A 25,093-nucleotide genomic window follows, 5' to 3' on the forward strand; every position below is an offset into this window, starting at 1 on the left:
CCTACTGCTCGAACGAACGCACGAACTGTTCGTAGCCGTCGAGCAGCCGATCCAGGCCGAACTGCAGATCGGCTTCCGCCCAATTGGTTTCGTCCAGGTCGAAGGCCTGGTGTGCGAGTGCGGAGGCCAACGCCGGGTAGTGCTGCGGGTCGATCACGTGGCCGAGTGCGGCCAGGTACCCGTCGTACTCGGCGCTGGCCGCCATCTCCCTGGCCATCCGCATCCGCCCGATCAGATACAGCGAAACATTCAGCACCAGTTGCAGCTTCACCGGTTCGGGCACCGCGGTTCCGGCGAAGGCGGACAGCCCGGCGTCCAGCCATGCCATATTCCGCGGGCCCATCGGCGGTGCCAACGGCAGGTCGACCCACCACGGATGCTGTTGGATCATGCGGACCTCCGCCCACGCCCACGCCTCCACGCGAACCCGCCAATTCGGGTCGTCGGGTAGCTCGGGCGGCGGGCCGACCACCCGATCCGTCACCAGTTCGATCAGGGTGTCCTTGCTGTCCACATACCGGTACAGCGACATCGTGGTGAATCCGAGCCGCTTGGCGACCCGGCTCATCGAGAGCGCGCCGACCCCCTCCAAGTCGGCCACCTCGATCGCGGCGTCGATCACCTGATCCAGGCTCAGCCCGCGCTTGGGTCCGCGACTGCCGCCCTCATCCAGGCCCCACATCAATGCGAAGGCCTTGGGTACCGCGCTGGCGTCCGGCGTTTCCATCGGTCTCGATTCCTTCCTATCGATGCCTCTTGTCGACCTCCAAAAACTGTGTACGATCTAAACTAAGTTTATGGCATACACAGTTCTCGATTCGAGGTCTTCAATGACAGTCCCACCCAACCCGGCCATCAGGGTCGGCGGGTTGACCAAATCCTTCGGCAGCCAGACAGTGCTGGCAGGCATCGACCTCGAAGTCGCCGCAGGCACCGTCTTTTCGCTACTCGGCCCCAACGGCGCGGGCAAGACCACCATCGTTCGCATTCTGACCACGCTCACCAGCGCGGACAGCGGTGAAATCCGAATCGGCGGGCACGATCTCGCACACGAATCCGATGCTGTGCGCCGCATCATCGGCGTCACCGGCCAGTACTCGGCGGTCGACGGCGTGCTGACCGGCGGCGAAAATCTGCGTCTGATGGGACGGCTGCTCCATCTGGACCGAACGGAGATAGCCCGCAGGACCACCCACCTCCTCGACCGATTCGACCTCACCGAGGCGGCGGATGCCCGCGCCGCGACCTATTCCGGCGGCATGCGCAGGCGACTCGATCTGGCAATGAGCCTCATGGGCCGACCGCGCATCATCTTCCTCGACGAACCGACAACGGGTCTGGATCCGCGCAGCCGCCGCGAGCTGTGGCAGGTCATCCGGCGCCTGGTCGCCGACGGCGTGACGATCTTCCTCACCACCCAATATCTGGAGGAGGCCGATCAGCTCGCCGACCGAATCGCGGTGCTGCACAACGGGAATATTGTCGCGGAGGGCTCGCCCGAGGACCTCAAGCAACTCGCTCCAGGCGGTCACATCCAGTTGCGCTTCGCCGACCGGCACGGACTCGCCGCGGCCGCCCGAGCAGTTCCGAACGGCGAGATCGATGACGAGCAACTGGTGCTGCAGGTCCCGTCGAACGGCAGTGTCGGCGAGCTCAAGCACCTGCTGGATCAATTCGACGATCAGGCGATCACCATCGACCAGCTGGCAATCCACACTCCCGACCTCGACGACGTCTTCTTCGCCCTGACCGGACATCCCACCGAGAAAGCCGCAACGCCATGACCACCGCAACACCGGCCGCCCCAAGGCTTTTCACCGCGACCATCCAAGACGCCGTGACCATGCTCGGCCGCAATCTGCGCCATACGGTCCGCAGCCCCGACACCATGATCATGACGATCGCGCTGCCGATCATGATCCTGCTGATGTTCGTCTACGTCTTCGGCGGCGCGATGAACGTCGGCGGACCGTATATCGACTACATCGTCCCGGGAATCATCCTGCTGTGCGCGGGCTTCGGGTCCGCGTCGACGGCGGTGAGCCTGTCCACCGATCTGAACGACGGCATCATCGACCGGTTCCGCACCATGGCAATCGCCCGATCATCGGTGCTGACCGGACATGTCGTGGAGAGCGTTCTGCGCAATCTGGTCACCACCACCATCGTTATCCTGGTGGCGGTGGCCATCGGCTTCCGGCCGACCACCGACCCGCTGCGCTGGCTGGGCGCCTACGGGATCATCGCGATATTCGTACTCGCCCTGTCATGGCTCGCGGCGGCACTCGGCCTGCTGGCGCGCAATCCAGAGGCGGCCAATGGATTTACCTTCGTCTTCATGTTCCTGCCGTATGTGAGCAGTGCGTTCGTCCCGCCGCAGTCCATGCCGAGATGGCTGCACTGGTTCGCCGAGAATCAGCCGGTGACGCCGGTTACCGAGACGATGCGCGGGTTGTTGCTGGGTACACCCCTCGGCAATAGTGCGCTGCTGGCCCTCGGCTGGTGCACAGGGATCGCGGTAGTCGGCTATGTCGCGGCGGCCGCCCTGTTCCGGCATCGAACAGCGGATTGAGCCCACATAGCCGAGAGGTCCGGAGCCGCTGGGCACCGGACCTCTCGAGGATTTTCTCCTAGGTGGGCAGCAACTGCTGTGCCGCCCATTGCGCGAGCATGCGGAAGTGGTTTTCCCACCAGTGGTAGGACTCGGGGGTGAAGGCCGCGGGGGGCGGGGCTTCACCGGGGAAGAGCATGGCGCCGTTCGGGGCGCCGACCTTGGTGGTCGGTCCCGGGACACCGGTGCCAGGGAGCGGCGGCTGAGATCCAGCCGCCTCGTTTTCGTGCGCATCCGGGGAGGTCATGCCGGGTGGCTGAGCGCCCCAGTGCTGGAAGGTGTACTGCGGATAATCACCCAGGTCGACGACCGTCGAGTCGGAGGTGGATCCGGCGGCCGTGGGTTGCCGGGCCTCGGGACGATCGAAGGGACTGATATTCGGCTGCACCGAGGAACCCGCGGCGGAGCCACTCGCCGATCCGGTATCACCGTCGACAACGCGGGCATCCGCCGTGACCCGCGCGTCCGCGACGACCGCGCCCGTGCGCGTTGTCACATACAAACCGCCCACGACCAGCCCGCCGGCCAACACACTCGCCGCGGCGAACATCGCCGTATGACCACGCGCACTACGCACCCGCTCGACCGGCTCGCTCACACCCGTCGCATCACTCATCGCGAACAGTGCGGCACCGACCGCCGAGGCGGAGGTCGCGACCTTGCACGGCAGCACCGGCGCACCGAAGCCGTCCATCGCCGTGGCCACCACCGGGCCGTCCGCGGCCGAACCGATCAGCACCACCGCATCCGGGCGGACCATGGCCGCCTCGAACTGATCCCAGGCATCCGACACCGCGACGTCGAGTGCCTCGGCGGTCACACTGCCGGACTGGCTCGTCGCGGCCAGCACCCGGCTGCGCTTGCGGTCGATCAGAGTGAACGCCTGATGCCCGGGCACCACCTCGCAGATGAGCAGGTCGTCGAATTCATCGAGCCAGGTCATGACCCCGGCCACACTCAGATGTGCCGACTTGGCCGACACCAGCGAGGCGGTATGCCACGGGCCGGACGCCAATTTCGTGACGATGGCGCGCCGTTCGACGGCATCGCGGTAGGCGACCGCCGCGCCCACGATCTCCCGCTCCGACTCCAGCTCTGCGGCTAGGGTGTCCAGCGCCGTCTGGACCGCGACCGCCAAGTCCGCCTTCGAATCGCCACGAGTTTTCACCACCCGCTGAAGCAGCACCCGCTCGGGTAGCTTCTCGCCGCCGTCGGCGATGGCTACCGCGTGAACGGCGCCGCGTTCGGTGGAAACGCCTAGTGTTACCACGGATCGAGCTCCCACTGATCACGCCTTCCCAGTGCAATTGCAGAGCCCACGAGCTTGCCGAAACCCCTGAGCCCCTTGGATTCCCCGGCACGAAACGTACGTCGAGATGCACGCACGCTCGGTTATGTGTTCGGCGCCATTTCCGCCTTGGATGGGTGATGAAATGTGACAGTCCTTAACACGCAGATACGGTGCGCGTGTCGCACGCGTGTCGATACCGCTAGCCTTGATACGTGGATGTACGCACGGAGGCCAGGTCGAAGCAGCGACGTCTGGACCCCGCGTTGGACCTGCAGGACGACCCGCAGGAGCTCATGCCGCGGCGCAGGCCCACTCAGGAACGCAGTAAACGCAAGTTCGATGCCCTCTTGCAGGCATCCCGGGAATTGCTCGTCGAGGTCGGGTTCGAATCGTTCACCTGTGAAGAGGTGGCCGCTCGGGCCGAAGTGCCGATCGGCACGCTGTATCAGTTCTTCGCCAACAAATACGTCATCGTCTGCGAGCTGAATCGCCAAGACCTGGTTGCGGTTTCCCAGGAACTCGCCGACTTCCACGGTGAAATCCCGTCATTGGACTGGTTGCGGCATATGAACCAGTTCGTCGATCATCTGGCGAATCTGTGGCTGACCGACCCGTCCCGGCGCGAGGTCTGGCTGGCCATGCAGTCCACCCCGTCCACCCGAGCCACCGGTGCGATCCACGAAAAGGAATTCGCCGAGGTCGTCTCGCAAATGCTGCGCCCGCTGACGCCGCGCACCCCCCGCGCGCGCCGCACCATGATGGCCGAGGTCTTGGTGCACGTCGTCTATTCGATGCTGAATTTCTCTGTCCAAGACGACCAGAGCAACACCGAGGCGGTCTCCGAACTCAAACGGCTGATGGTGGCGTACCTCATGGTCGCGGAAAAGGAATCCCGAACCGGCGGAGAGCGCTGACCTTCGGCAACCAGCGTTCGAGCCGGGCACCCTGAGGTGCCCGGCTCGAACATGGTCGGCTACTGCGCTTCGCGACCTTCGATCAGGTCGGCGAGTTCACCCGGATCCTCCAGGACAACCATGGCGGCGGCCGTATCGCCGTCGTGCGTCAGAGACAGGTGAACCCTTGCGCGAGGAAGGAATTCGGCGGCCAAGCCGTGCAGTTTGATGCTCGGGCGACCCCAGGCGTCGTTGACCACCTCGATGAGGGGGTACGGATTGTCGCCGATCTGCGGGCGGCGCGCGAAACGCGAAGACGCCCACGCCTTCAGCACCGCCTCTTTGGCCGCCCAGCGTGCCGCGTAACTGCGCGCCGGGTCGGTGCCCTTGCTCTGGCAGTAGCGCCGCTCACCGGCCGTGAAACTCTCCCGGAGCATGGTGGTTCCGGACCGTTGCAACTGTTCGGCGAACTCGGAAATGGTCACCAAGTCCAAGCCGATACCCAGGATGGTCAATGCGTCGCCGCTCCTCCGCCTTCGAGCCCAAATGAAAAACTCAGAGTGCGGCCGCCGTAGCGACCGCACTCTGCACGGTAATGGCCGAAACCCCTACGCCATAGAGCCACCGGCGTCGAGTTGCCCGAGAATCACTGCCCCGGTACCGCAGCCCGCACCGTCGGCCCGGTAGGTGCCGTTGCCGGACAGCCGTGCCTCCGGCGAGAGCAGCACGTCGGCCTCCAGCTGCCGCTTCTGCTCCGACGGCGTGCCGTCGGCACCGAGGCGCCGATCCGCGGGCCGCTCGTACAGCGGGGCACCGCCGCACATGGCCTCGGTGAACCGCTGCCGTCCGGCGAGCTGACGCTGCTGCGCCCGGCGCTGGTACTCCTCGCGCCGACCCGGCTCGATCGCCTGGATGAACGCCTCCGGATGCACCACCGCGAGCAGACCCGAGACGTGGCCGAAGCCGAGTGAGGTCAGCAGACCGGCCTTGAGCGGGAACCGCTCACCGAAACGCAGCGGTTCGCGCGCCCAGACCAGATGCGGGTAGGCCTGCATCTTGTCGTCGACGCAGTCCAGACTCCGATTCGGCGGTACCACACCGTTTTCCAGCACCTGGCACAGGCCGATGAGCTGGAAGGCGGCCGCACCGCCCTTGGCGTGCCCGGTCAGGCTCTTCTGCGAAACCACGAACAGCGGCGCACCTTCGGAGCGTCCGATGGCCGTGGCCAACCGCTCGTGCAGTTCGGACTCGTTCGGATCGTTGGCCGCGGTCGAGGTGTCGTGCTTGGAGATGACCGCGATATCGTCCGGCGCCACACCGAGTTTGCGCAGTTCGGCGGCGAACTTGGATTCGCGACCGCCACGTCCCGCACCGAGTGCGCCGAGGCCGGGCGCCGGGATCGAGGTGTGCACGCCATCGGCGAAGGACTGCGCGAAGGCGACCACACCGAGCACCGGCAAGCCGAGTTCGAGCGCGATATCACCGCGCGCCAGCAGGACGGTGCCACCACCCTGCGATTCCACGAAGCCGCCGCGACGGCGGTCGTTGGCGCGGGAGAAGTACCGGTCGCTGATGCCCTTGGCGCTCATGGCCGCCGAATCCGCGGTGGCCGACATGTCACCGAAGCCGACGATGCCCTCGATACCGAGATCGTCGAAACCACCGGCGACCACCAATTCGGCCTTGCCCAGACGGATCTTGTCGACACCCTCCTCGACCGACACCGCGGCCGTCGCGCAGGCCGCCACCGGATGCACCATGGCGCCGTAGCTGCCGACGTAGGACTGCACCACATGCGCGAGCGCGACGTTCGGCAGCGCCTCCTGCAGGATGTCGTTCGGGCGCGACTCACCGAGCAGGTTGTCGATGTAGAGCGAACGCATCGAGGACATGCCGCCCATACCGGTGCCCTGGGTGTTGGCGACCAGGCTCGGATGCACCCAGCTCATCAGCTCGGCCGGGCTGAATCCGGAGCTGATGAACGCGTCGACGGTGCAGACGATGTTCCACAGCGCGACCCGGTCCACCGAGGCCGCCATATCGGCGGAGATGCCCCAGATGGTGGGATCCCAGCCGGTCGGGATCTGACCGCCGACGGTGCGCGACAACTTGGCCTTGCGCGGCACCCGGATCTCGGTGCCCGCCTTGCGGATCACCTGCCAGTCACCGGAATCGGCGACCGGCGTGATCACCGTGTGCTCCGGATCCGCGGCGTAGAAGGCGCGCGCCTCGGCCTCGCCGCCGACCGTGAAGGTGAGATCCTGGTCCAGGAAGACCGAGGTCATCAGCGGTGCGGCATTGTCGACCATGGCGCCGTCGTCCTCGTAGCGGCGCACACCGCAGCGCGCGACGACCGCGTCGTGGTACTTCTCCGCCAGCTCGTGCTCGGGGACGTAGTCACCGGATTCGGTGTCATACCAACCGGGCTTGGGATCGTTCTCCCAAGTGACCATGCCGGTGGTCCAGGCGAGCTCGAGCACGCCAGCAGCGGAGAGCTCGTCGGAGACCTCCATCTCGAACCGGGTGCGCGCCGAACCGTACGGGCCGAGCTCACCGGCGCCGACGATGACGACCATATCGGCGAGATCGGCGGTCACCGAACCCCATTCGGGCACCGGCAGGGCCGAGCTCATGGTCGGCGGTGCGGGCAGCGCCGAAATCGTCGCCGCCGCAACGGCTTCCTCGGTCTCGGCCGGTGCGTCCTCCTGGGCCTGCTTGGCCAGTGCGGGCAGATCGAGCTTGACCCTGGCGAGTCCGCCGGTGAGGTCGATCTGCTGCGGTCCGGTGGCGGTCACCTGACGGGCCCGCGAGGTGCACCACTTGAGCAGCTCATCGGCCATCTCGGTGGTGGACCAGGTGTGCACACCGGCCTTCTCGACCGCGGCCACCATCGGATCGTTGTGGCCCATCAGTCCGGTGCCGCGCACCCAGCCGATCAGGGCGTGCACCAGGGTGACTCGGCTCGACCACGACTTCTCGGCCCGCCACTTGGCGACCACCGCGTCGAGTGCGGCCTTGGACTCACCGTAGGCGCCGTCGCCGCCGAACATGCCGCGGTTGGGCGAACCCGGAAGCACCACATGCAGTTTCGCGTCGACATCGTGATCGGCGCCGATCTTGGACAGCCCACCGATGAGCCGCTCGACCGACCAGAGCAGCACCCGCATCTCCATTTCGGCACGGGCCCCGGCGTCGGCGAGATCACCGGCGACCCGCGGCGCCGCGAACGGCAGCAGCAGGGTCGGCGTCATCGCATCCTTGATCTTGACCTTCGCGCCGCCCGCATTGTCGACCTGCTCGCTGCCGACCCAGTCGATCAGCGCATCGACGTCCTGGTAGGACGCCATATTCGCGGGGACGACCCACAGCGCGGCGCCATGGCGCGCGTTCTCGCGGTAGAGCTTGCGGTAGAAGCCGAGCCGCGCGTCATCGAGGCTCGAGGTGGTGACCACGACCGTTGCGCCGCCGCCGAGCAGTCGACCGGCGGCCGCCGCCGCGATGGAACCCTTGCTGGCACCGGTGATCACGGCGATATCCGAAGACCAGAGTCCGGACTCTTCGGTGTTCAGCGCCGCCTCGGCGATGCGCTCGTACAGTCCGGCGAGTACCGAGCGGGCCTCGTGCTTGGCCTTCTCACGCCACCAGTTCGCCTGTGCCGCAACGGCTTCACCCGCACCGAGGAAGCCATCCACCGACTCCTCGCCGGAGCTGATGTCATCGAGCAGCCAGAGCTTGGCCAGATCCTCACGTGCGGTCGCCCAGCGGTCGTCGATCAGAACGGCCTTGCGGGCGTCGAACGCGGGCGCGACCAAACGCGGCCAGTCCGAACCCAATTCGGCCGAGACCAGATCGACCAGGGTGTCGTCGGTGGCCTCCGGCGCGGACGCCTGATCGGTCAGCCCGAGCTGTTCGAGCACCACCCGCGCGGCCGTTGCGAGCACGCCGTCGCGACCAGTGATCTGTTCGGTGAACTCGCCAAGCGCCGCGGCGTCCACGGTGGCGCCGCCACCGCCGCCCGCGCTCGGCAGCGATACCGCGACACCGCGCCGGGCCGCGACGGCCTGCACGGCGGCGTCGATGGCGGCATCGACCGAGGCGGCGTCGCTGACACTGGCGACCAGCCCGCCGAGATCGCCGCCGCGCACGCTGACACCCTCGCGGGTGCCGAGCGAAACCTCGGCGGTGACATGGTGGGCCCAGCCATCGCCCAGCTCCCAGACCTTCTTGACGCGCTCGGCGATCGCGGCGGGCCGCTTGCCGGACGGACCGAAGACCTTGCGCAGGTGATCGCCGATGGCGTCGGAAAGCACCGAACCAAAAGGCTTGTAGGTACGGGCAAGTCGCTCGACCGTGGCCGAGAGCGCACCCATATCGGCATCGGCGGCACCGTCGATCGCACCGAGCGACAACTCGGAGCCGAGGTCGACGAGCAGCTGATTGCGCCGCGACGAAACACCGTCGCAGAGACTCTCGATGGTGTCGACCGGGCCGATCTGATCCAGCCGCAGCTTGGTCCACAGCGCGATCAGTACGCGGGTGGCGTCGGCGGCGGTGAACGCGATGTCATCCGGACGCGGACCACCCGAGCTCGCGACCGGGGCGGCCACCGGGGCCGCCGCGACCGGCGCTGCGGCCGAAGCGGTTTCGACCGGCTCATCGGCGGGATCGTCGACCGGCGCGGGATCGGTATCGGTCGAGTAGACGATCGCGGCCTCGCGCTCGATATTCAGCACCTCGACGGTGACCGTGCCGAAGGCGGGCAGCTTCAGCGTCTGGCTGGCCAGGTTCGCCACGGTCGGCGTTGCGCCCAAACCGATTTCGACGAAACGCTGCACGCCGAGTCCGCCGTGGGCGGCGTCGGTGAACAGCAGATCCTGGGTCTCGATCCAGCGCACCGGGCTGGCGAACTGCCAGGCAAGCAGCTCGATCAGTACCACGCGGCACAGTTCGGTCGGGCGCGCGGCCCAGCCGTCGAAGTCGGCGAGCACGGCGGCCAGCGGCTCCGAGGGCACCAGATCGGCGATTTCCTGGATAAATGCGCGCTCCAGCGAGAACGGCTTGGGCACCAGGTTCGGAATGTAGCGTCCGACCAGGATTTCCGGGTGCAGATCCGCGGGCAGCAGCTGTTCGAGCTTCTGCCGGAACTCCGGCACACCCTCGCGCAGCACAGTGGAGTGGAACGGCACATCGATGCCGGGGACCAGGATGAACGCCCGCTTTCCGCCGAATTCGGCACGGCGGCGGTCGATTTCGGTCTCCAACGCCTCGAGGCCCTTGACCGTGCCCGCGATCGCGTACTGCGAACCGCGCAGGTTCAGGTTGACGACCTCGAGGAATTCCCCGACGCTCTCGCCCACACCCGTGACGAAGTCGATGACCTCGTCATCGGGCAACCCGATCTGCGACGGCCGGATTGCGGCCATCCGATAGTCGCTGCGGCCCTGCGCATCCCGGGGCACCAGCTCGTGCATGGCGGAGCCGCGCTGGAACACGACCTCCAGCACCGCCTCCAGCGGCAGCACACCGGCTACGGCCGCGAGTGCGTTGTATTCACCGACCGAGTGTCCGGCCAGCATGGCGCCGTCGACGTAGGCACCGGCCTCGCGCAACTCGGCGACCTGAGCCACACCGAGCACCGCCATGGCGACCTGGGTGAACTGGGTCAGGTGCAGCACGCCGTCCGGGTGCCGGTGTTCGACACCGCGCGCCTTGAGGTAGGTCGGGTTGTCCCGGACCACGGCCAGGATCGAAAAGCCCAGTGCCGCGCGGGTGTGCTTATCGGCGCGCTCCCAGATCTCCTTGGCGGCCTTGGAGCGGGCGCGGGCGTCCAGGCCCATGCCCTTGCGCTGGATGCCCTGGCCCGGGAAGGCGTAGACGGTCTTCGGGGCGGCGGTGCGACCGGTCGCGGTCATCACCAGATCGCCGTCGGTGCGGCAGGAGACCTCGACGATCTCGCTGCCCGCGTCGACCGCGATCCGCTCGACGCGCACGTCGATCTCCGCGCCAGGGCGGACCATACCGAGGAAACGAGTGGTCCACGCGGTCAAAGTCCGTGCCGGAGTGGAACTTTCGGGATCCACCGCAGACACCACGTGCTGCGCGGCGGCCGAAAGCCACATGCCGTGCACGATCGGGCTGCCGAGTCCGGCCAGCTTGGCGGCCGAATCGCTGGTGTGGATCGGGTTGTAGTCACCGGAGACCGCGGCGAAGGCACGCATGGTGCGCGGCGCCAGGATGGTGACGTCACGGCGACGCCGACGCGGGGTGTCGGTGGCCGCATCGGAGACCACACCGGCCGCGCGCGGCGGATCGGTCAGCTCGCCCGCGCCGTTGCGGCCGCGGATGGCGAAACGTTCGGTCAGCGTCGCCAGCGGCACCACGTCGAGGCCCTGATCCCGCATCTCGCCGACCGACACCCGCACCTCGACCACGCGTCCCAAATCGGTGTCGACAACCTCACCCGATTCGGCGCGGACAACGAGAATGCTGGTGTCCTGCGGCAGGTCCCGCTCGAGTGCGATCTGGTGATCGAGGTGGACCAGATCAAGCATGCCCTCGATGACACTGTCACCGTCGGCGCTGCGTGCGGCTCCGAGCACCGCGAAGACGGCGGGCCAGCACGCGCCGACCAGTACATCGGGAACGCTGCGCCCGAGCGTGCTCAGCGCGCCGGGCAGACCCGAACCGGTGACACCCGCGTGATCGGCGATCAGATCCGGGGTCCAGGCCACATTGAGGTGTGCGACCTGGCCCTTCACCTCCGGCAGCGCCTGACCCGCTGCGACCGCGAGCAGCGCGGACATGGCGGTGTCGGCATCGGTTTCGGTGATGACCGGCGCGCCGCCGTTGTAGAGAGAGGTCGGCACGGTGATGCGCAAGCGGATGCGCACGGCGTCACCGCCGAACAGCGGCACCGTGAGTTCGACATAGGCGTGATCGGCATCCGGGCCGGTGGTTTCGGTGACCGTCGCACCGGTCGGCGGGTGTACCGCCCCCTTGTCGCCGATGGTCCATTCGGCGACGTCGCCGAGGCGGTGGATCGGGTTGACCGTGGTGCGGCCGGACCATTCGACATCCGGCGCGGCCAACACCGCGTCGATCGGCCCCTCGATGACACCGGCGCGGCGGCGCGCGTCGATGGCGACCGGCACCACACCGACCCGGACCAGCGAGTGGGCCGTGTCCTGCTCGAAGCGGTCGAGCAATTCGCCGACCGGCTCGTCGACGCGGGTGATACCGGCGACCGAGACCGTGCCCGGAATGACACAGACCTGATCGGCCGAGTAGCGCGGATCATGGGCCTGCCACAGCGAATCCGAACGCCACCAGCGGCGCACATCGCCGTCGACCACCGGCACGAAGTTCACCGGCTTACCGGGGGTCTTGCACAGGCTGACGAAGAACGGCACATCCGCCGGGTGCAGCAGGGTCTGCTCGGCGGCCGGGTATTGCTGCTTCAGCGTGCACAGCGCATCGACCGGGTTCTCGAAGGCCTCGTCGGATTCGAACAGCGTCGGGATCTCGCCGCGATCGGCCGGATGCAGCCGGGATTCGGTGCGGCGCATCATCTCCGCGAACCGGTCCCGCCAAGTGATATCGAGCCAGACCGAACGGGTGGCCTCCAGAATGGCCTCGCCCAGGTCGCTGCCGCAGTCGAAATCCTTGCGTCGGTCCAAGCCGACAGCAAGCTCGACGTAGCGTTCCAGCCACTCGAGATAGGTCATAGTGGCGACATCGCCGAAATACGGCTTGGCCGTGGCATTCAGCGCGGCGATGATCTCGTCGCGACGCTCGGCGACCGCGTCGGCGTCACCGGCGACCTCGTCGAGCAGGCGGCCGGTGCGCGAGGCCGCATTGTCGATCTCGTGGATATCGGCGCCCAATTGGCTACGGCCGGAAGCCATTCCGCCCGTCGCAGTGCCAGCGCCGACCCAGTCCTGAGTTCCGGGGGTATCGACGAGCAGCTGCTTGACCTCGGGTGCGGTGGTGGCCTCGAGCGTCGCCATGGCGGCGGTGCCGACCAGCACGCCGTCCAGCGGCATCACCGGATAGCCGTGCGGCACAGCCCATTCGCCGGTCAGGTATTCGGTGGCACGCTCCGGGGTACCGATGCCGCCGCCGACGCAGACCACCACATTGCCGCGGTTGCGCAGCTCGGCGTAGGTCTCCAGCAGCAGGTCGTCCAGGTCCTCCCAGGAGTGGTGTCCACCGGCCCGGCCGCCCTCGATGTGCATGATCACCGGGTAGTCCGGCACCTCGTCGGCGATGCGCAGCACCGCGCGGATCTGGGCGACGGTGCCCGGCTTGAACGCCACATGCGTGATGCCTGCCTCGGTGAGCTCCGCGATCAGCGCGACGGCCTCTTCCAGCTCCGGAATGCCCGCCGTAACAATGACGCCGTCGAACGGCGCACCCGCCGCGCGGGCCTTCTGCACCAGGCGCTTACCGCCGAGCTGCAGTTTCCACAGGTACGGGTCGAGGAACAGCGAGTTGAACTGCACCGCGCGCCCCGGATGCAGCAGCGTCTTCAGCTCGGCCACCCGGTCGGCGAAGATCTGCTCGGTGACCTGACCGCCACCGGCCAGCTCCGCCCAGTGCCCCGCATTCGCCGCCGCCGCAACGATTTTCGCATCGACGGTGGTCGGGGTCATGCCGGCGAGCAGGATCGGCGAGCGACCGGTCAGCTTGGTGAACGAGGTCTCGACCACGATGCGTCCGCTCGGCAGGCGCACCGGGCGCGGCGCGAAGGCCGACCACGGCTGGGGCACCTCGGGAGCGGCACCGGGGGTCAGCAGGCTGCGCTGACCCGCACGGGTCGCGGCCGCGACAATGCCGACGCCGGTGCCCTTGAGCGAACCGCTGGTGAGCCGACTGAGCAGATCGCCGGGGCCCAGATCCAGAATCCACTGCGCACCGGCGGCGACGACGCCATCCACCTCCTCGACCCAGTCGATCGGGTCGACGAGGATCTCCTTGGCCAGCGAACCCGCCAGTTCCGCATCCAGACCACACTGGGACGCCCACCCGCTCACGAGGTCGACCGTGTCGGCGAGCGCGGGATGATGGAAGGCCACATCGACGGCCAGATCCTCGAAGACCGGCGCGAAGACCGCGCCACCGCGCAGCTTCGCATCGCGCTCGCGGGTCTGCTCGTCATGGATCTGGGCGCAACGCTGACGCACCCGCTGCAGCTGGGTCGGCGTACCGGAGAGCACCACGCGCCGACGACCGTTGCGAATCGAAACAACCGCGGCCGCAGCGGGATCCACGCCCGCGGACACCTCGGCCACCACCGTGCGCAGATGCTCGGGATCGACATTCGATACCGCGACCATGGACGAACGCTCGCCCACCGGCATCAGACCGCGCCGCCGGGCAACCAAACCCGCTGCGGCACCGATCATTTGGGCGATCGCGAGCAGTTCGGCGTCGCGCTGCCCACCGGCCTGCACCGACGTCGCGGCCAGCCGACCCTGCGAATGCCCGACGACCGCGACCGGCGCGTGCTCGTTGGCATCCAGACCCTGCAGCCGCAGTGCGCGCAGGGCGGCCACCTGAGTCAGGAATACGCCGGGCATCGAAACCACGGCGGACCGGAGCACCTGCTCCGACGGCGCACCGGATACCTCCGCCTCGTCGCCCTCGGCGAGCTCGTTCTCGAGCATCCAGCCGATCGGATCGAAGCCGACCGGTCGCACGACAAGTAGTTGTGCCGCAACGGGTTCCAGCAGCGTCGCCGCTTCGTTGACCAACGCGGTCAGCTCGGGCTCCAGTGCGGCGTCGCGCCCGATCTCCTCCAGCTCACCGAGCCAGCGCGCACCCTGCCCACCGAAGGCCAGCGCGTAGGGCGTTCCGCCCAGCAGTCGATCCAGCAGCGGGGCCCGCGAACCCCCCTGCTGTGGCGCCCCAACCACTTTCGGGCTCTGTCCGGTTCCGGCCGCAGTGCTCTCATTGATCGTCAAGACGCTTCGACTTCCTTCTCCTGGCGACATGCCGTCGAGACACGCCGCTCCCTCCGGTGCGCAGGTGTTCCTCACCAATGAGCCCTGATGACTGCAAGGATTCCAGAAAATCATGAGGAAATCCTCACGTTTGCGCCGCGACGCCCGCCTTACCGTCGAGTATTTCCGGACAGCCGTACCAGAATGCCCAGAAACATGACCCTCCCTCATGTTCAAACCCGCTGGTCCACCCGGTTACCAACGCGTACGAAACATGAGCACTCCTCATGTTGAGCGTTATCGAATCGTTATAATACCAGGTGGGGTTACTGGCGAGTACGACATGCCGGGGCTGCGCTTCGCGATGACGATCAAGCCCGGTAGAGTTTGGACGGTCGTACCATCAAGCGCGAGTGGCGAAATTGGCAGACGCGCCAGATTTAGGTTCTGGTGTCCACGGACGTAGGGGTTCAAGTCCCCTCTCGCGCACAGATTCCCGGCAGATTTGCCGGATTTGCGTGCCGTGTGTTCGAGCACACTCGAACACATGGAGGTGATCAGGGAAGATGCGCACCCACCTGCGACAACTTCTGACAGATCCGCCAGGATCGACCATCGAGGACCCTGCCGGGCAGGACACGGGAAACGATCGGGGCCGCCGATGATTCCCCCGCTCGTTCTCCCGCACTACGAGTGACACCATCGCCGCCGCACGCCTGCTACTCACGCAGATGAGCCTCCCGCGGAGGCATCCGCGCCGTCGAACACTTCATCTCCACCGTCCGCTGCATCTACCGATACGCAGAAGACAGAGGGTGGATCCGCCCCAGCGACAACCCCGCCCGCTAGCTCACATTCCCGACACGCCGCAAATCGCACCGCTACGCCATCCCCTCCGACCAACTCGCCGAAATCTGCCAAGTCGCCGCTACCACCGGCAACGACCGCCACCTGGGCTCCCTGCTCCTGCGCCTGCACCTCGAAACAGCCTGCCGCCGAAGCGGAGCCCTCGCACTACGCCCCCACGACCTCGACACCACACAATGCCTGCCCTACCTCCGCGAGAAAGACGGAACCGGCCGCTGGCAACCGGTCTCCCCCACCCTGATGAGCCACCTCACCGCCCACGCCCATGAACGCCACAGCCCCCAATCCGGACAACTCCTGCGATACCGCAACGGCAAGCCCATCACCCGCCGACGCCATGACCACCTCTGGCACCGAATCGGCCAAGAACTCCCCCGGGTCGCTACTCAGGGCACCACCACACAATGGCTACGCCACACCACACTGACCTGGGTCGAGCGCACCTTTGGTTACGCCGTCGCCCGCGAATACACAGGGCACTCAGGCAAAACCGGCGGCACCACCGCCACCTACGTCAAAGCCAAGCTCCATGAGGTCGCAGCAGCACTGCCTGTCCTGACAGCCGAACCACACCCACTGGCAACTCACGCCGCCACCCGACCGACGAGCAAGACAGCGTTCACTGACACCAGGCAATGGTTCCTCGAGGGCTGGTCTCGAACCGGGTCTTCTCCCGGTCGGTGTAGGCCTTCACGCACGACGGATCCGCGATCTCCAGCTGCTCAGCCAGATAATCGACCAGCTCACCCCCGGAACATCGAGCGGGTGGGGCTGCCAGCCTGCGGTGAGGGGGCGACCGAGGTGTACATGGTGTTCGGGATATTCCATTCCACGACGGCTGAAATTGCTGCATACCTACAAATCTCGATACCTGCCGAAGGTATTCGCTCCGTCGTTGGGTCGATCGCCAGGTTGCTCGAAGAGAATATCTTCATAAAATCCCAATTCGGTATGGCATATTACGCGCCTACTTGCGGAGTCCAGCCAACCTCGAAAAGGTCGTTGCATGAACGTTGCACATACGCGGGCAAACTCACTGAGACCGACCGATACGACACCGGGGCTCCTGCTTCGTCGGCCGGGAACACACCCCTTCCCATATGCGGGGAATGGCGATTGATCATTTTTACTATGAGTGTGTCTTACGATCCCGGAAAGTCCGCGCAGCGGTCCGTTTACGACAGACCAGCTAATACACAAAATGAATCGGACGAAAGCACCAGCAATAGTGGGGGGCGGCCGGCGCGGCGGCGTCTTGTGGTGCGGCGGCTGCGGGCGTGGCGGGCAGCCAGTGAGGTTGCTGCGGTCGTGGGAGTGGTGATTCTGGCGACCGGGGTGGCTGCTGCCGAGCCGCCGACCTCTGGTCCGGAACTCGGCCCGCCGGGCGGATACCAAGCACCCGCTGAGAGCGCTGGTCTACCCGCGCGGCCGGTTATCGACCGGATCGAGCCGATCACCGAGCGGTGGCTGCGGGTGTTCGTGCAATCGCCGTCGATGAACCGGGTCGTGCAGGTGCAGGTGCTGCTCCCGGCCGACCGCAGCCGGCCGCGACCCGCCCTGTACATGCTCGACGGGCGCGGCGCTCCCGAGAATGCCAGCAGTTGGACCGAGCACGGGCACGCGGTGGAGTTCTTCGCCGACAAGAGCGTCAACGTCGTGCTGACTACCGGGGGACCGGCCAACCTCTACACCGACTGGCAACGCCGCGACCCCGTCCTGGGCACCAACAAATGGGAAACCTTCCTCACCCGCGAACTGCCCCCACTGATCGACGCCCAATTCGAGGGCAACGGGCACAAGGCAATCCAAGGCGTGTCGATGGGCGGCGAGGCCGCGATGATGCTCACCATGCGCAACCCGGGCGCATATCGGGCGGTCGCGGCCCACAGCGGCTGCTACAGCGTCGCCCCAGGGGCCGGTCAAGCCCAGGCCCGCGCGATCGTGAAAACCTACGGCGGCGACCCCGACAACATGTTCGGGACCACCGACGATCCCGACTGGCTCGCCCACGACGTCATGACACACGCGGAAGCTCTGCGCGGCACCGCAATCTACCTGTCCAGCGGCAGCGGGATTCCGGGTGAACACGATATCTCCGGCGAGGTGGACGACCTCACCGACGCCATCACCGTTGGTGGCTCCCTGGAAGCAGGCGCGTACGCATGCCTCGCCAAGCTCTCCGATCGGCTGGCACAACTGCGGATTCCCGCGACGGTGAACCTGCGGCCCACCGGCACGCATTCGTGGCCGTATTGGGCCGACGAACTGGCCCGGTCCTGGCCAACCATCGCCCACGCACTCGACACCGACAACTGACACGAAGATCTGCTGGCGGCCCCGGGCGTGCACGAAGCGTCCAGCCGTAATGAATAAGCGATTCGAAAGACGAGGTCTCTGTATGACGCTTTCACTATCCCCGGACAGCGAGCAGTGGCGGAGAATAAGGCTTTGGCGTGACGCGGAACCTCGAGCGCGAATATTCGACAATCTGACGGCTTTCGGCTTACCATTCCTTGGAGTATCGAACTCGACTCGTGCAGTTGAGCGAATTCGACCAGCTGTGTCGCATCAACCACGAGCTGTTCTCGCGGAGCGATTTTCGGCACCATTGCAGTGATATCAGGGAGCGAAACCTGAGCATATCTCGGCGAATGCGCTTACTTTCGCTATGGTGGAGGCCCGGGTTCATGACGACTTCGTGCCGATCGGGATGTCGTCCATCCTTCCGCTCAATCGTCACGGAGAGTCGATGTATTGCCACATCGAGGGTCTGAAGACATTGAACTTCGTGGTTGCCACATAGCCGCTCCAGGGGAGTGGTGCCTGTGTCAACCTGATTTGGCTCCGGCGTGACGGCGTGTGTTGGCCCCGCCTTCGAGAAGCTCAGTCGCTGGATCCCTAGCATTGGAAAGGCTTGCAGGGTGAGTCCAGGGTCGATGCTGGACATGTCGCGCATCCTCACTCCCACGCATCCCGATGCCCACTTCGGTCGGATCCTCGCCGCCTACGGCGGCGTCTTCATCGCCGGATCACTGCTGTGGGGTATCGCCCTGGACGGCTTCTGGCCCGACCGCTGGGACCTCACCGGCGCCATGATCTGCCTGATCGGCGTCGCGGTCATCATGTACGCACCACGCTCCGCCTGACCTCGATCCGGCAGCCGACTGCTGCACCACAACATATTGTCGTGATCTGCTACAGCCTGCGCGAAAGCCACTGAGCTGCCATTACTCTCCCGACTCGACTAATCACCGCCCGAAGGCGTTGGCGGCAGGATCGCCATTCTGGACAATGTCGGAGCGGCGTGTGTCGACCGGACACGACTCGCCTGCATTTCAAGCGCCAGTAGCAACTCCATGTGGTTAACCGCGAAACCCGTTGCTGGACACCGAAATAGTCCAGGCCGACCGCGCGGGCGTCCGGCAGAAACACGACGGGCCGGTCCGCCGCTGCCCGACGTGTGCACGAAACGCGGCGGCCGTCGATTTCCTGGAACCCTCCGACCGGCGGAGCGAGCCGAGGAGTGCTGTTGTTCGTCATGCGACAAAGCTCCAACCCTGACGCGGGGTCAAGGTCAACCCCCTCCCGTCCGCGCTACCCGAAACGCACGTATCTGTGCCGTGCGCGCCGCTGATCGGAAGTGAAAGGAGGCCTCACCCTGGTTATGGAGTCAGGCGGGCGAATTCGGCGGGTAGTGTCCAGTCGGTGATGCCGGTGCGGGCACCTGAAATGGACAGCTCTTCGGCTCTAGCAGCTGCTGGTCGTCGGGCAACATGTACTGCCGCCATTTGAAATCGGGGATGTGCATCGTGTCGCCCAGATGCGGGTGCGGACCGACGTCATCGTAGACACGGAGCCGTTCGCGGACCTTGTGCTTGGCCTGGTCGCCGGCGACCGACATCGCGTCCAGCCCCTCGAAGACGCGCAGTACCTGGAAGATCAGTGCCAGGCATGGGCCCACATTACGGCTGCGACGAGCATGGTAGGCCGGGCTCGCGCCGAAGACGAACCAGGGCTCGCCGGCGAAGCACCACTGCCAGCGTGGATCCGTTACGTCCTGCGTGCGGTTCTCCGGCCAAGGTCGAGAGTCGGCGGCGGTGAGCCGACCCAGCAACCACCAGAACTGTTCGGCGTGTGTGGCGAGTCGTGGTGCTGCATCAGGAGGGCCGACGAACGCGATCAGCGTCTGCCGTTTGGGGCCCGTCCACGCCTGCTGTTGGAAGGCGACCAGGGTCTCGGCCAAGCCGCCCACGCTATACGGCCCCTCCGAGTCGGGTTCTACCGCGGTGAACCAATTCTCGCCGTCCTGCTGGCCGCGGACGCCGAAGTGGCAGGGGTAGTCGGCATCACCGTCCAGCAGCACCTGCCCGAAAGCCTGCTGGGCTTCGCGGAACCACTCGGGAGCGTCCAGCGCAATATTCGTTGACCCCCAGATACCAACCATCTGTCTCGATCTCCCAAACTCAGGCGTCTACTTTTCGGTCGCTGATTGCGACAGCGCTTGCTCGTTCTGATGTGGCGTGTCGCCCGAAGGCCGGAAGAGCGGCCGACACCACCCGGCCGCGACAGCCAGGAACGGCACGGACACCGCAACGAAGATCGCCCACACCAGATGCACGCGCTGGGTGGCCAGCAGCGGCTCGATCAGGAATCCGGACAGGACGTTGCCGATGGCGGCGCCGACCCCGCAGGCGAGGCCGAGTATGCCGATGTACGTGGCCAGCCGACCGTCGGGCGCGATCGCGGCCATGTGAGTGTTGGCGAACGTGTTGAAGATGATCTCGCCCAGGGTGAAGGCCGCGACCGCTGCGTAGGTGAGAAACAGTGGGAATCGGGATTGCTGCACAACGGCCAGCGCGAGAAAACTCAATTGAACGACGACAAAGCCGCCCACCATGACGCGCCGGGGCGGTCGCTTCTCCAGGACGCGGGTGATCGGCAGGTTGAACAGGATGATCAGCACTCCGTTGAGGGTGTAGAGCGTGCCGATCACCGCCTGCCAGCCGGCCGGGTGCAGGGCCGCGACGACGACGGGCATGGAGAACTGGAACTGAGAGAACAACACCCAGAAGCCGGTGATGAGGGCGACGGCCTGGCGCAGTTCGCGGTGCCGGACCAGCCCGCGCAGATCGGTGCGCAGATCCATCGGCCGGACAGTCCCCGGCGCCGATCGAGCGGTCAGCAGCCGCTGCGCCGCGTAGGTGGCGATGAAGACGGCCGCGACGGTAGCGAAGGCAAGCCGATACGACAGGCCCAAGAGCAGCGCCCCGATCAGCGGGCCGGCGACGGATCCCGCGTTGAAGCAGACCGAGCTGAGGGCGAACAGCCGCGGGCGCACGCCGGGATCGGTATTGGCGATCAGCTTGTACCGCATAGCGATCACCAGGCAGCCGTCCCCCAGGCCCAACAGCAGCATCGCGACTGTCACCGGCACGGCAGATCCCGCCACCGACAGGATCAGGAACCCGGCCACCATGCCGAAGAATCCGGCGGTGATGATCCGCTCCGGCTGGAACCGGTCGGTGAGAAATCCGCCGACGAATTGCGCGCCCCTGGAGGTGAGCACGAACGCGGTCATGACGGCGGCTCCGAAGGTCACGCCCAGGTGCAGGGTGTGGGTGAAGTGGACCGAATAGTAAGGGATGACCATGAAGTCGGCCGTGACCGTCAGAGCCATTACCGCAAGCAGCACCCACACCGATCGAGGCAATCCGCGCAGCGATTCCAGCTTCGCGGTCATGTCCGCTCGACCGTCCTACTGCGCTCATCGAGCACTTCGGCGCGCACCTGGCGCGATACCCGTATCCACTCCTGTCCGCCGCCCTCTCCGCGGATCAGAACGGCGAACGCCTCGTCGAGGTCGTCCAGAATCCGGCGCAGGTCGGCCAGGTCGTCGGCGAACACGCTGTAGCCGCCCGAGGTGCTCCAGTTGTCGCGGGCGACAGTGATGAGGTCGCCCTCGGCCGCGAAGAAGTCGAACTCGACCACGCCGGGAATCGTCTCCGGGTCACGGTCCTGCCGTACCGCCACGATCACACCGGGTGGGAGTTCGATGAACGCCGTGACGGCGATCCGTTCCGAGTTCTCCACCGGCGGCTGTGGTGCGGTGCGGCCGAGATGCATTCCGACCAGATAAGGTGTCGCGCGCCCGTTGAACCGCCAGTCGACGAGGTCCATGATGGCGTGCCCGGGTTCCCGGACCGCCCATTCGACCGGGTACACGCGAGAGGTCTCCGACTCTTCGATCGCTTCCAGATGAAGGATCCCGGTCTTCATCCCGGTCAGCTCTATGACGCGCCAGGCCAGTTCCTGGCAGGCGGCGCGCCGGTGTTGGGCGAGCTCGGCCGGTACGACCTGTAGCGTCTCGACGAAGTATGGTTCGGCGCCCTTGCCCTTGTGGGTGATGCTGGTGACCATCGCCGTGCCGTCCAGCACCAGGCATTCCACACTGACCTCGATCCCGGGCAGATACTCCTCCAGCAGCAGCGTGAAGCCGTGCTGCTCGGTCGCGTGGTCGGCGAGGTAGCGGTCCAGATCAGCCGCGCTGTCCAGCCGCCGGACCCCGGCGCTGCCCCAGCGCGTACACGGCTTGGCGACGACCGGCCCCCGGCCCGCCATGAATTTGCGCGCCTGCTCGGCGGAGTTGATCATGGCGAACGCGGGAACCGGCAGCCCGCCCCGCTCGCAGAGCACCCGCTGCATCAGCTTGTTGCGCGAGATCGAGGCGGCCCGCAGTCCGGGACCCGGCAAGTCGTAAACTGCCGCCACACCGGCCGTAACCTCGACGTATCTCTCGCCACCCGCGTACACGCCCCGGATCTCATAGCGCTCCGCGAGAGTCTGCACCGTGGCCAGGGCGCGGATCACGTCGAGCGAGGCGACCTCGACGGCCGCGTCCACCATCGCCTGCCGCCGCCGGTACAACTCGGCCAGCCCGCCGGCCGACGTGGGGTCGCCACTGAACGGCTCATGGATCAAGACCACCTCGACGCCGAGGTCGTGACCGGCCTGGACGAACGTCCGCAATCCATCGGAGAGGTTGAGCCCGAAGATGACGATCGCTGGCTTCTTCGTTTCGATCATGGCGCTTCCTGGGTGACGGCGTCGGTGGTCACAGGTGTGAAGGAGATCAGGCGGAGGGCCTGGTCCGCCAGGCGGCGCGCCTGGGCTGTTGTCCCGGCGCGTACGACCAGGTTCCCGTGCCGGTCCCGGTAGTCGCGCAGCGCCCCTGATGCGTTGATGGCATCGGGCACGTGCAGGTCGTACACGCCGGGCAGGGATCGGGCCTGAGTTGTGTCGACCTGGAACGACCCCGCCCCCGGCGCGGTGACGAACCGCACGCATGCGGCCCCGCTATAGCGCAGCGGCCGCTCCGGCCCCGCGGCGCCCAGGAAGGCGCGAACCGTTTCCCGGCACATGTCGACTCCGGTGGCCTCCTCGACGAGATCGATGATGCGGTCTCCCGCGAGCCGGGCGGCTACTTCGATCAGCACGGGTTCGCCGCTCGAGCGCAGCCGCAGTTCCATGTGGGCGGCGCCCACCCTGATCCCGAACGCCTCGTGCACGTCAGCCGCGAACGCGCCGACGGCCTCCAGTGCCGACTCAGGCAGCGAACTCGGCACGCAGTGCCCGAGCTCGACGAAGTGCGGACCATCGGTCACCAGCTTGTCGGTGACGTTGACCAGGGCGGGTCCCCGGCCGAAGCTCACTGTCTCCACACTCAGCTCCGGCCCGGTCACGAACTCCTGCACCAGGGCCGAGGGCTCGAGCGGGAAATCCCAATCCTCGTCCGGCGGGCGCCGCCAGATTCTCGCGCAGCGATCCAGCAGCGCCGCCTCGTCGTGCACCTTGTAGACGTCAGTACTGGCCGTGCTGTCCGGGGCCTTCACGACCGCCGGGTAGCCGACCTCGGCGGCCGCCTCCATGGCCTGCCTCCGATCGCGGACCAGGTGGGTGCGGGGCACCCGCAGGCCGCAGGCCAGGGCGCGGGCCATCATCAGGTCCTTCAGGCGAGTGGCGTCCACGAGGGACGGTTCGTTGATCGGCAGACCGAGCCGGGCGGCGAGGCGATGCGCCAGCGGGACGAACAGCTCGAACCCGGGGATGACGGCGGTGATGGGCCGGGCCGCATGCAGGCGTTCCACCTCGCCCAGCACCGCCGCCTCGTCGCTGACGTTGATGTGGATCAGCCGGTCGATATGGGAGCGGCACGCTTCACCGAGCCGGACCGCGCCCCGGTCGAGCGCCATGGCGGTCACCTCGGCGCCCAGTGCCTGCGCAGCCATAGGTAGCCGGGCGCCGGCGCTCAGCGGCTCGATGACAAGGACGTGCGCCGTCAAGGCGAACTTCTCCGTTCTGCTCATAGCCACTACAGGTAGGTGTCGAAAAGCGAGGCAGGCCCCGCCCGCCAAGCGGCGAAGAAAGTCTTCAAGCGGCAGACGGTCGAGTCCAGGTACGGCAGCACCCCGATGTGCCGGCCCCTGGACCGTCCCGGATGAAAGAACCGGATGAGCATCGCCTCCGGATTCGCGCGGAGCGCCGCGAGCGCGTCCACCAGACGTGCGTAGTCGGGGCGGTACTCGTCCGTGATGAGCGCATCGGGGTTGGGGTCGGTGACCGAGCCGTCGGGCCACAGCACGTACCGGCTCAGGATGTGGTCCTCGATATTGGACAGGTAGACCGTGTCCGCCGTCTCACCGAAGTGCTCGAGTAGGTCGTTGAGCAACGCAATGCTGTCCCGCTCGCACAGGTTCCCCAGCACCGGGATGATGCGGTCGCGCAGGTGCATCTGCCGTACGTAATCGAACCTGGACCGATCCGTCAGGAAATGGAAGTTCCATCCGGTGGAGGTCGTCGCGACCAGGATGTCGCGCATCCTCGGGCACTCGTCGGCGATATCGCTCTTCTCATTGAAGACGAAGATGTCGAGCTGCCGCCTGAAGAACTCGCCGTACAGGTGGTCGAACCGATCGATGTGCGCCGGATCGAGCCCCCAGCGGCGGGCCGCCGTCGACCGCAGCAGGGCCAGGTTCTCTTCGTAGAGCGCCGGGGAGACCACTCCCTTCTCGAACGCGTCGACCAGGTCCTGCGGCGTGCGCAGTTCCTCGGCGGGGGGCCGGTCCGGGCAGGTGCGGGAGAACAGCAGCAGCAGATAGCCGAGGGGATCCGCCGCTTGCTCGATGAGCATCTTGAAGATCAGGTGTTCCAGGACGTTGTCCGGGCGGCTGTCGCAGATGAGCGACAGCCGGGGCCGGAGCGCGCCGACGTAAGTCAGGTTCTGGCACGGCCCCACACCAATGAACGCGCCGGTGGTCGTCTCGGCCTCGGCTGGCATGCACTTGGCGATGACATCGCTGTAACCGAGTTCAGAGGTCACGAAGCAGTCTTCGGTGTAGTTACTTGGCGCCGGCGCGGCCGCCAGCGAGCACCGGATCACGTCGCCGAACGCGAACGACGTCATCGTGTTTCGCGGAGTGTTCACCTCGTGCTC

General features: G+C 66.6%; 14 protein-coding genes and 1 tRNA gene. 6 read left to right on the forward strand and 9 right to left on the reverse strand.

Annotated features, from left to right (window positions below):
- Nucleotide 1: 1 nt before the first annotated feature.
- Nucleotides 2–727 (reverse strand): TetR/AcrR family transcriptional regulator, encoded by a 726-nt coding sequence (locus NA5_RS33640; protein ID WP_062993067.1) that lies wholly within the window; start codon nucleotides 725–727, stop codon nucleotides 2–4.
- A 103-nt stretch (nucleotides 728–830) separates the two neighbouring features.
- Here NA5_RS33640 and NA5_RS33645 point away from each other — a divergent pair, with 103 nt between their 5' ends.
- Both NA5_RS33645 and NA5_RS33650 read left to right on the forward strand, forming a co-directional pair.
- Nucleotides 831–1,784: an ABC transporter ATP-binding protein gene (locus NA5_RS33645; RefSeq protein WP_062993068.1), complete on the forward strand. Its 954-nt coding sequence runs from the start codon at nucleotides 831–833 to the stop codon at nucleotides 1,782–1,784.
- On the forward strand, nucleotides 1,781–2,572 hold the full coding sequence (locus NA5_RS33650) for an ABC transporter permease (protein ID WP_062993069.1): 792 nt from the start codon (nucleotides 1,781–1,783) through the stop codon (nucleotides 2,570–2,572). Before NA5_RS33645 ends, NA5_RS33650 begins: the two co-directional genes overlap by 4 nt.
- Before the next feature lie 58 nt (nucleotides 2,573–2,630).
- Here NA5_RS33650 and NA5_RS33655 read toward each other — a convergent pair whose 3' ends face one another.
- Nucleotides 2,631–3,881: a hypothetical protein gene (locus NA5_RS33655; protein ID WP_062993070.1), complete on the reverse strand. Its 1,251-nt coding sequence runs from the start codon at nucleotides 3,879–3,881 to the stop codon at nucleotides 2,631–2,633.
- 314 nt (nucleotides 3,882–4,195) lie between these two features.
- Between NA5_RS33655 and NA5_RS33660 the strand changes: the two genes are divergently transcribed.
- Nucleotides 4,196–4,816: a TetR/AcrR family transcriptional regulator gene (locus tag NA5_RS33660; RefSeq protein ID WP_245672533.1), complete on the forward strand. Its 621-nt coding sequence runs from the start codon at nucleotides 4,196–4,198 to the stop codon at nucleotides 4,814–4,816.
- A 59-nt stretch (nucleotides 4,817–4,875) separates the two neighbouring features.
- Here NA5_RS33660 and acpS read toward each other — a convergent pair whose 3' ends face one another.
- Nucleotides 4,876–5,310, reverse strand: coding sequence for a holo-ACP synthase AcpS (gene acpS / locus NA5_RS33665; RefSeq protein ID WP_040687506.1), 435 nt, complete (start codon nucleotides 5,308–5,310; stop codon nucleotides 4,876–4,878).
- 93 nt (nucleotides 5,311–5,403) lie between these two features.
- A complete protein-coding gene (locus tag NA5_RS33670; protein WP_062993071.1) occupies nucleotides 5,404–14,757 on the reverse strand; it encodes a type I polyketide synthase in 9,354 nt (3,117 codons plus the stop codon).
- A 386-nt stretch (nucleotides 14,758–15,143) separates the two neighbouring features.
- On the opposite strand from NA5_RS33670, the gene NA5_RS33675 reads away from it, so the two are divergent.
- The 3 genes from NA5_RS33675 to NA5_RS33690 all read left to right on the forward strand — a co-directional run bounded on the left by NA5_RS33675 (nucleotide 15,144) and on the right by NA5_RS33690 (nucleotide 18,749).
- Nucleotides 15,144–15,225 (forward strand) — tRNA-Leu (locus NA5_RS33675).
- A 462-nt stretch (nucleotides 15,226–15,687) separates the two neighbouring features.
- Nucleotides 15,688–17,919 carry an alpha/beta hydrolase-fold protein gene (locus tag NA5_RS43595; RefSeq protein WP_503826381.1) on the forward strand — a complete coding sequence of 744 codons (2,232 nt, stop codon included), beginning with the start codon at nucleotides 15,688–15,690 and terminating at the stop codon, nucleotides 17,917–17,919.
- A gap of 620 nt (nucleotides 17,920–18,539) precedes the next feature.
- Nucleotides 18,540–18,749, forward strand: coding sequence for a YnfA family protein (locus NA5_RS33690; protein ID WP_084484632.1), 210 nt, complete (start codon nucleotides 18,540–18,542; stop codon nucleotides 18,747–18,749).
- 524 nt (nucleotides 18,750–19,273) lie between these two features.
- On the opposite strand, the gene NA5_RS33695 is transcribed toward NA5_RS33690, so the two are convergent.
- Genes NA5_RS33695 through NA5_RS33715 form a run of 5 tightly spaced genes read right to left on the reverse strand, consistent with a single transcriptional unit; the run spans nucleotide 19,274 to nucleotide 25,084 of the window.
- Nucleotides 19,274–20,047, reverse strand: a complete 774-nt coding sequence (locus tag NA5_RS33695) for a YqcI/YcgG family protein (RefSeq protein ID WP_062993074.1) — start codon at nucleotides 20,045–20,047, stop codon at nucleotides 19,274–19,276.
- A gap of 27 nt (nucleotides 20,048–20,074) precedes the next feature.
- Nucleotides 20,075–21,343: an MFS transporter gene (locus tag NA5_RS33700; protein ID WP_062993075.1), complete on the reverse strand. Its 1,269-nt coding sequence runs from the start codon at nucleotides 21,341–21,343 to the stop codon at nucleotides 20,075–20,077.
- A complete protein-coding gene (locus NA5_RS33705; RefSeq protein ID WP_062993076.1) occupies nucleotides 21,340–22,686 on the reverse strand; it encodes an ATP-grasp domain-containing protein in 1,347 nt (448 codons plus the stop codon). Before NA5_RS33705 ends, NA5_RS33700 begins: the two co-directional genes overlap by 4 nt.
- The gene (locus NA5_RS33710; protein ID WP_062993077.1) at nucleotides 22,683–23,966 is read right to left on the reverse strand and encodes an ATP-grasp domain-containing protein; all 1,284 of its coding nucleotides are present in this window, start codon (nucleotides 23,964–23,966) and stop codon (nucleotides 22,683–22,685) included. The genes NA5_RS33705 and NA5_RS33710 overlap by 4 nt, the downstream gene beginning before the upstream one ends.
- A 5-nt stretch (nucleotides 23,967–23,971) precedes the next feature.
- Nucleotides 23,972–25,084: an LIC_10091 family protein gene (locus NA5_RS33715; RefSeq protein ID WP_062993078.1), complete on the reverse strand. Its 1,113-nt coding sequence runs from the start codon at nucleotides 25,082–25,084 to the stop codon at nucleotides 23,972–23,974.
- Nucleotides 25,085–25,093: the final 9 nt, after the last annotated feature.

This window comes from Nocardia anaemiae NBRC 100462 (genome assembly GCF_001612725.1).
Classification (GTDB): domain Bacteria; phylum Actinomycetota; class Actinomycetes; order Mycobacteriales; family Mycobacteriaceae; genus Nocardia; species Nocardia anaemiae.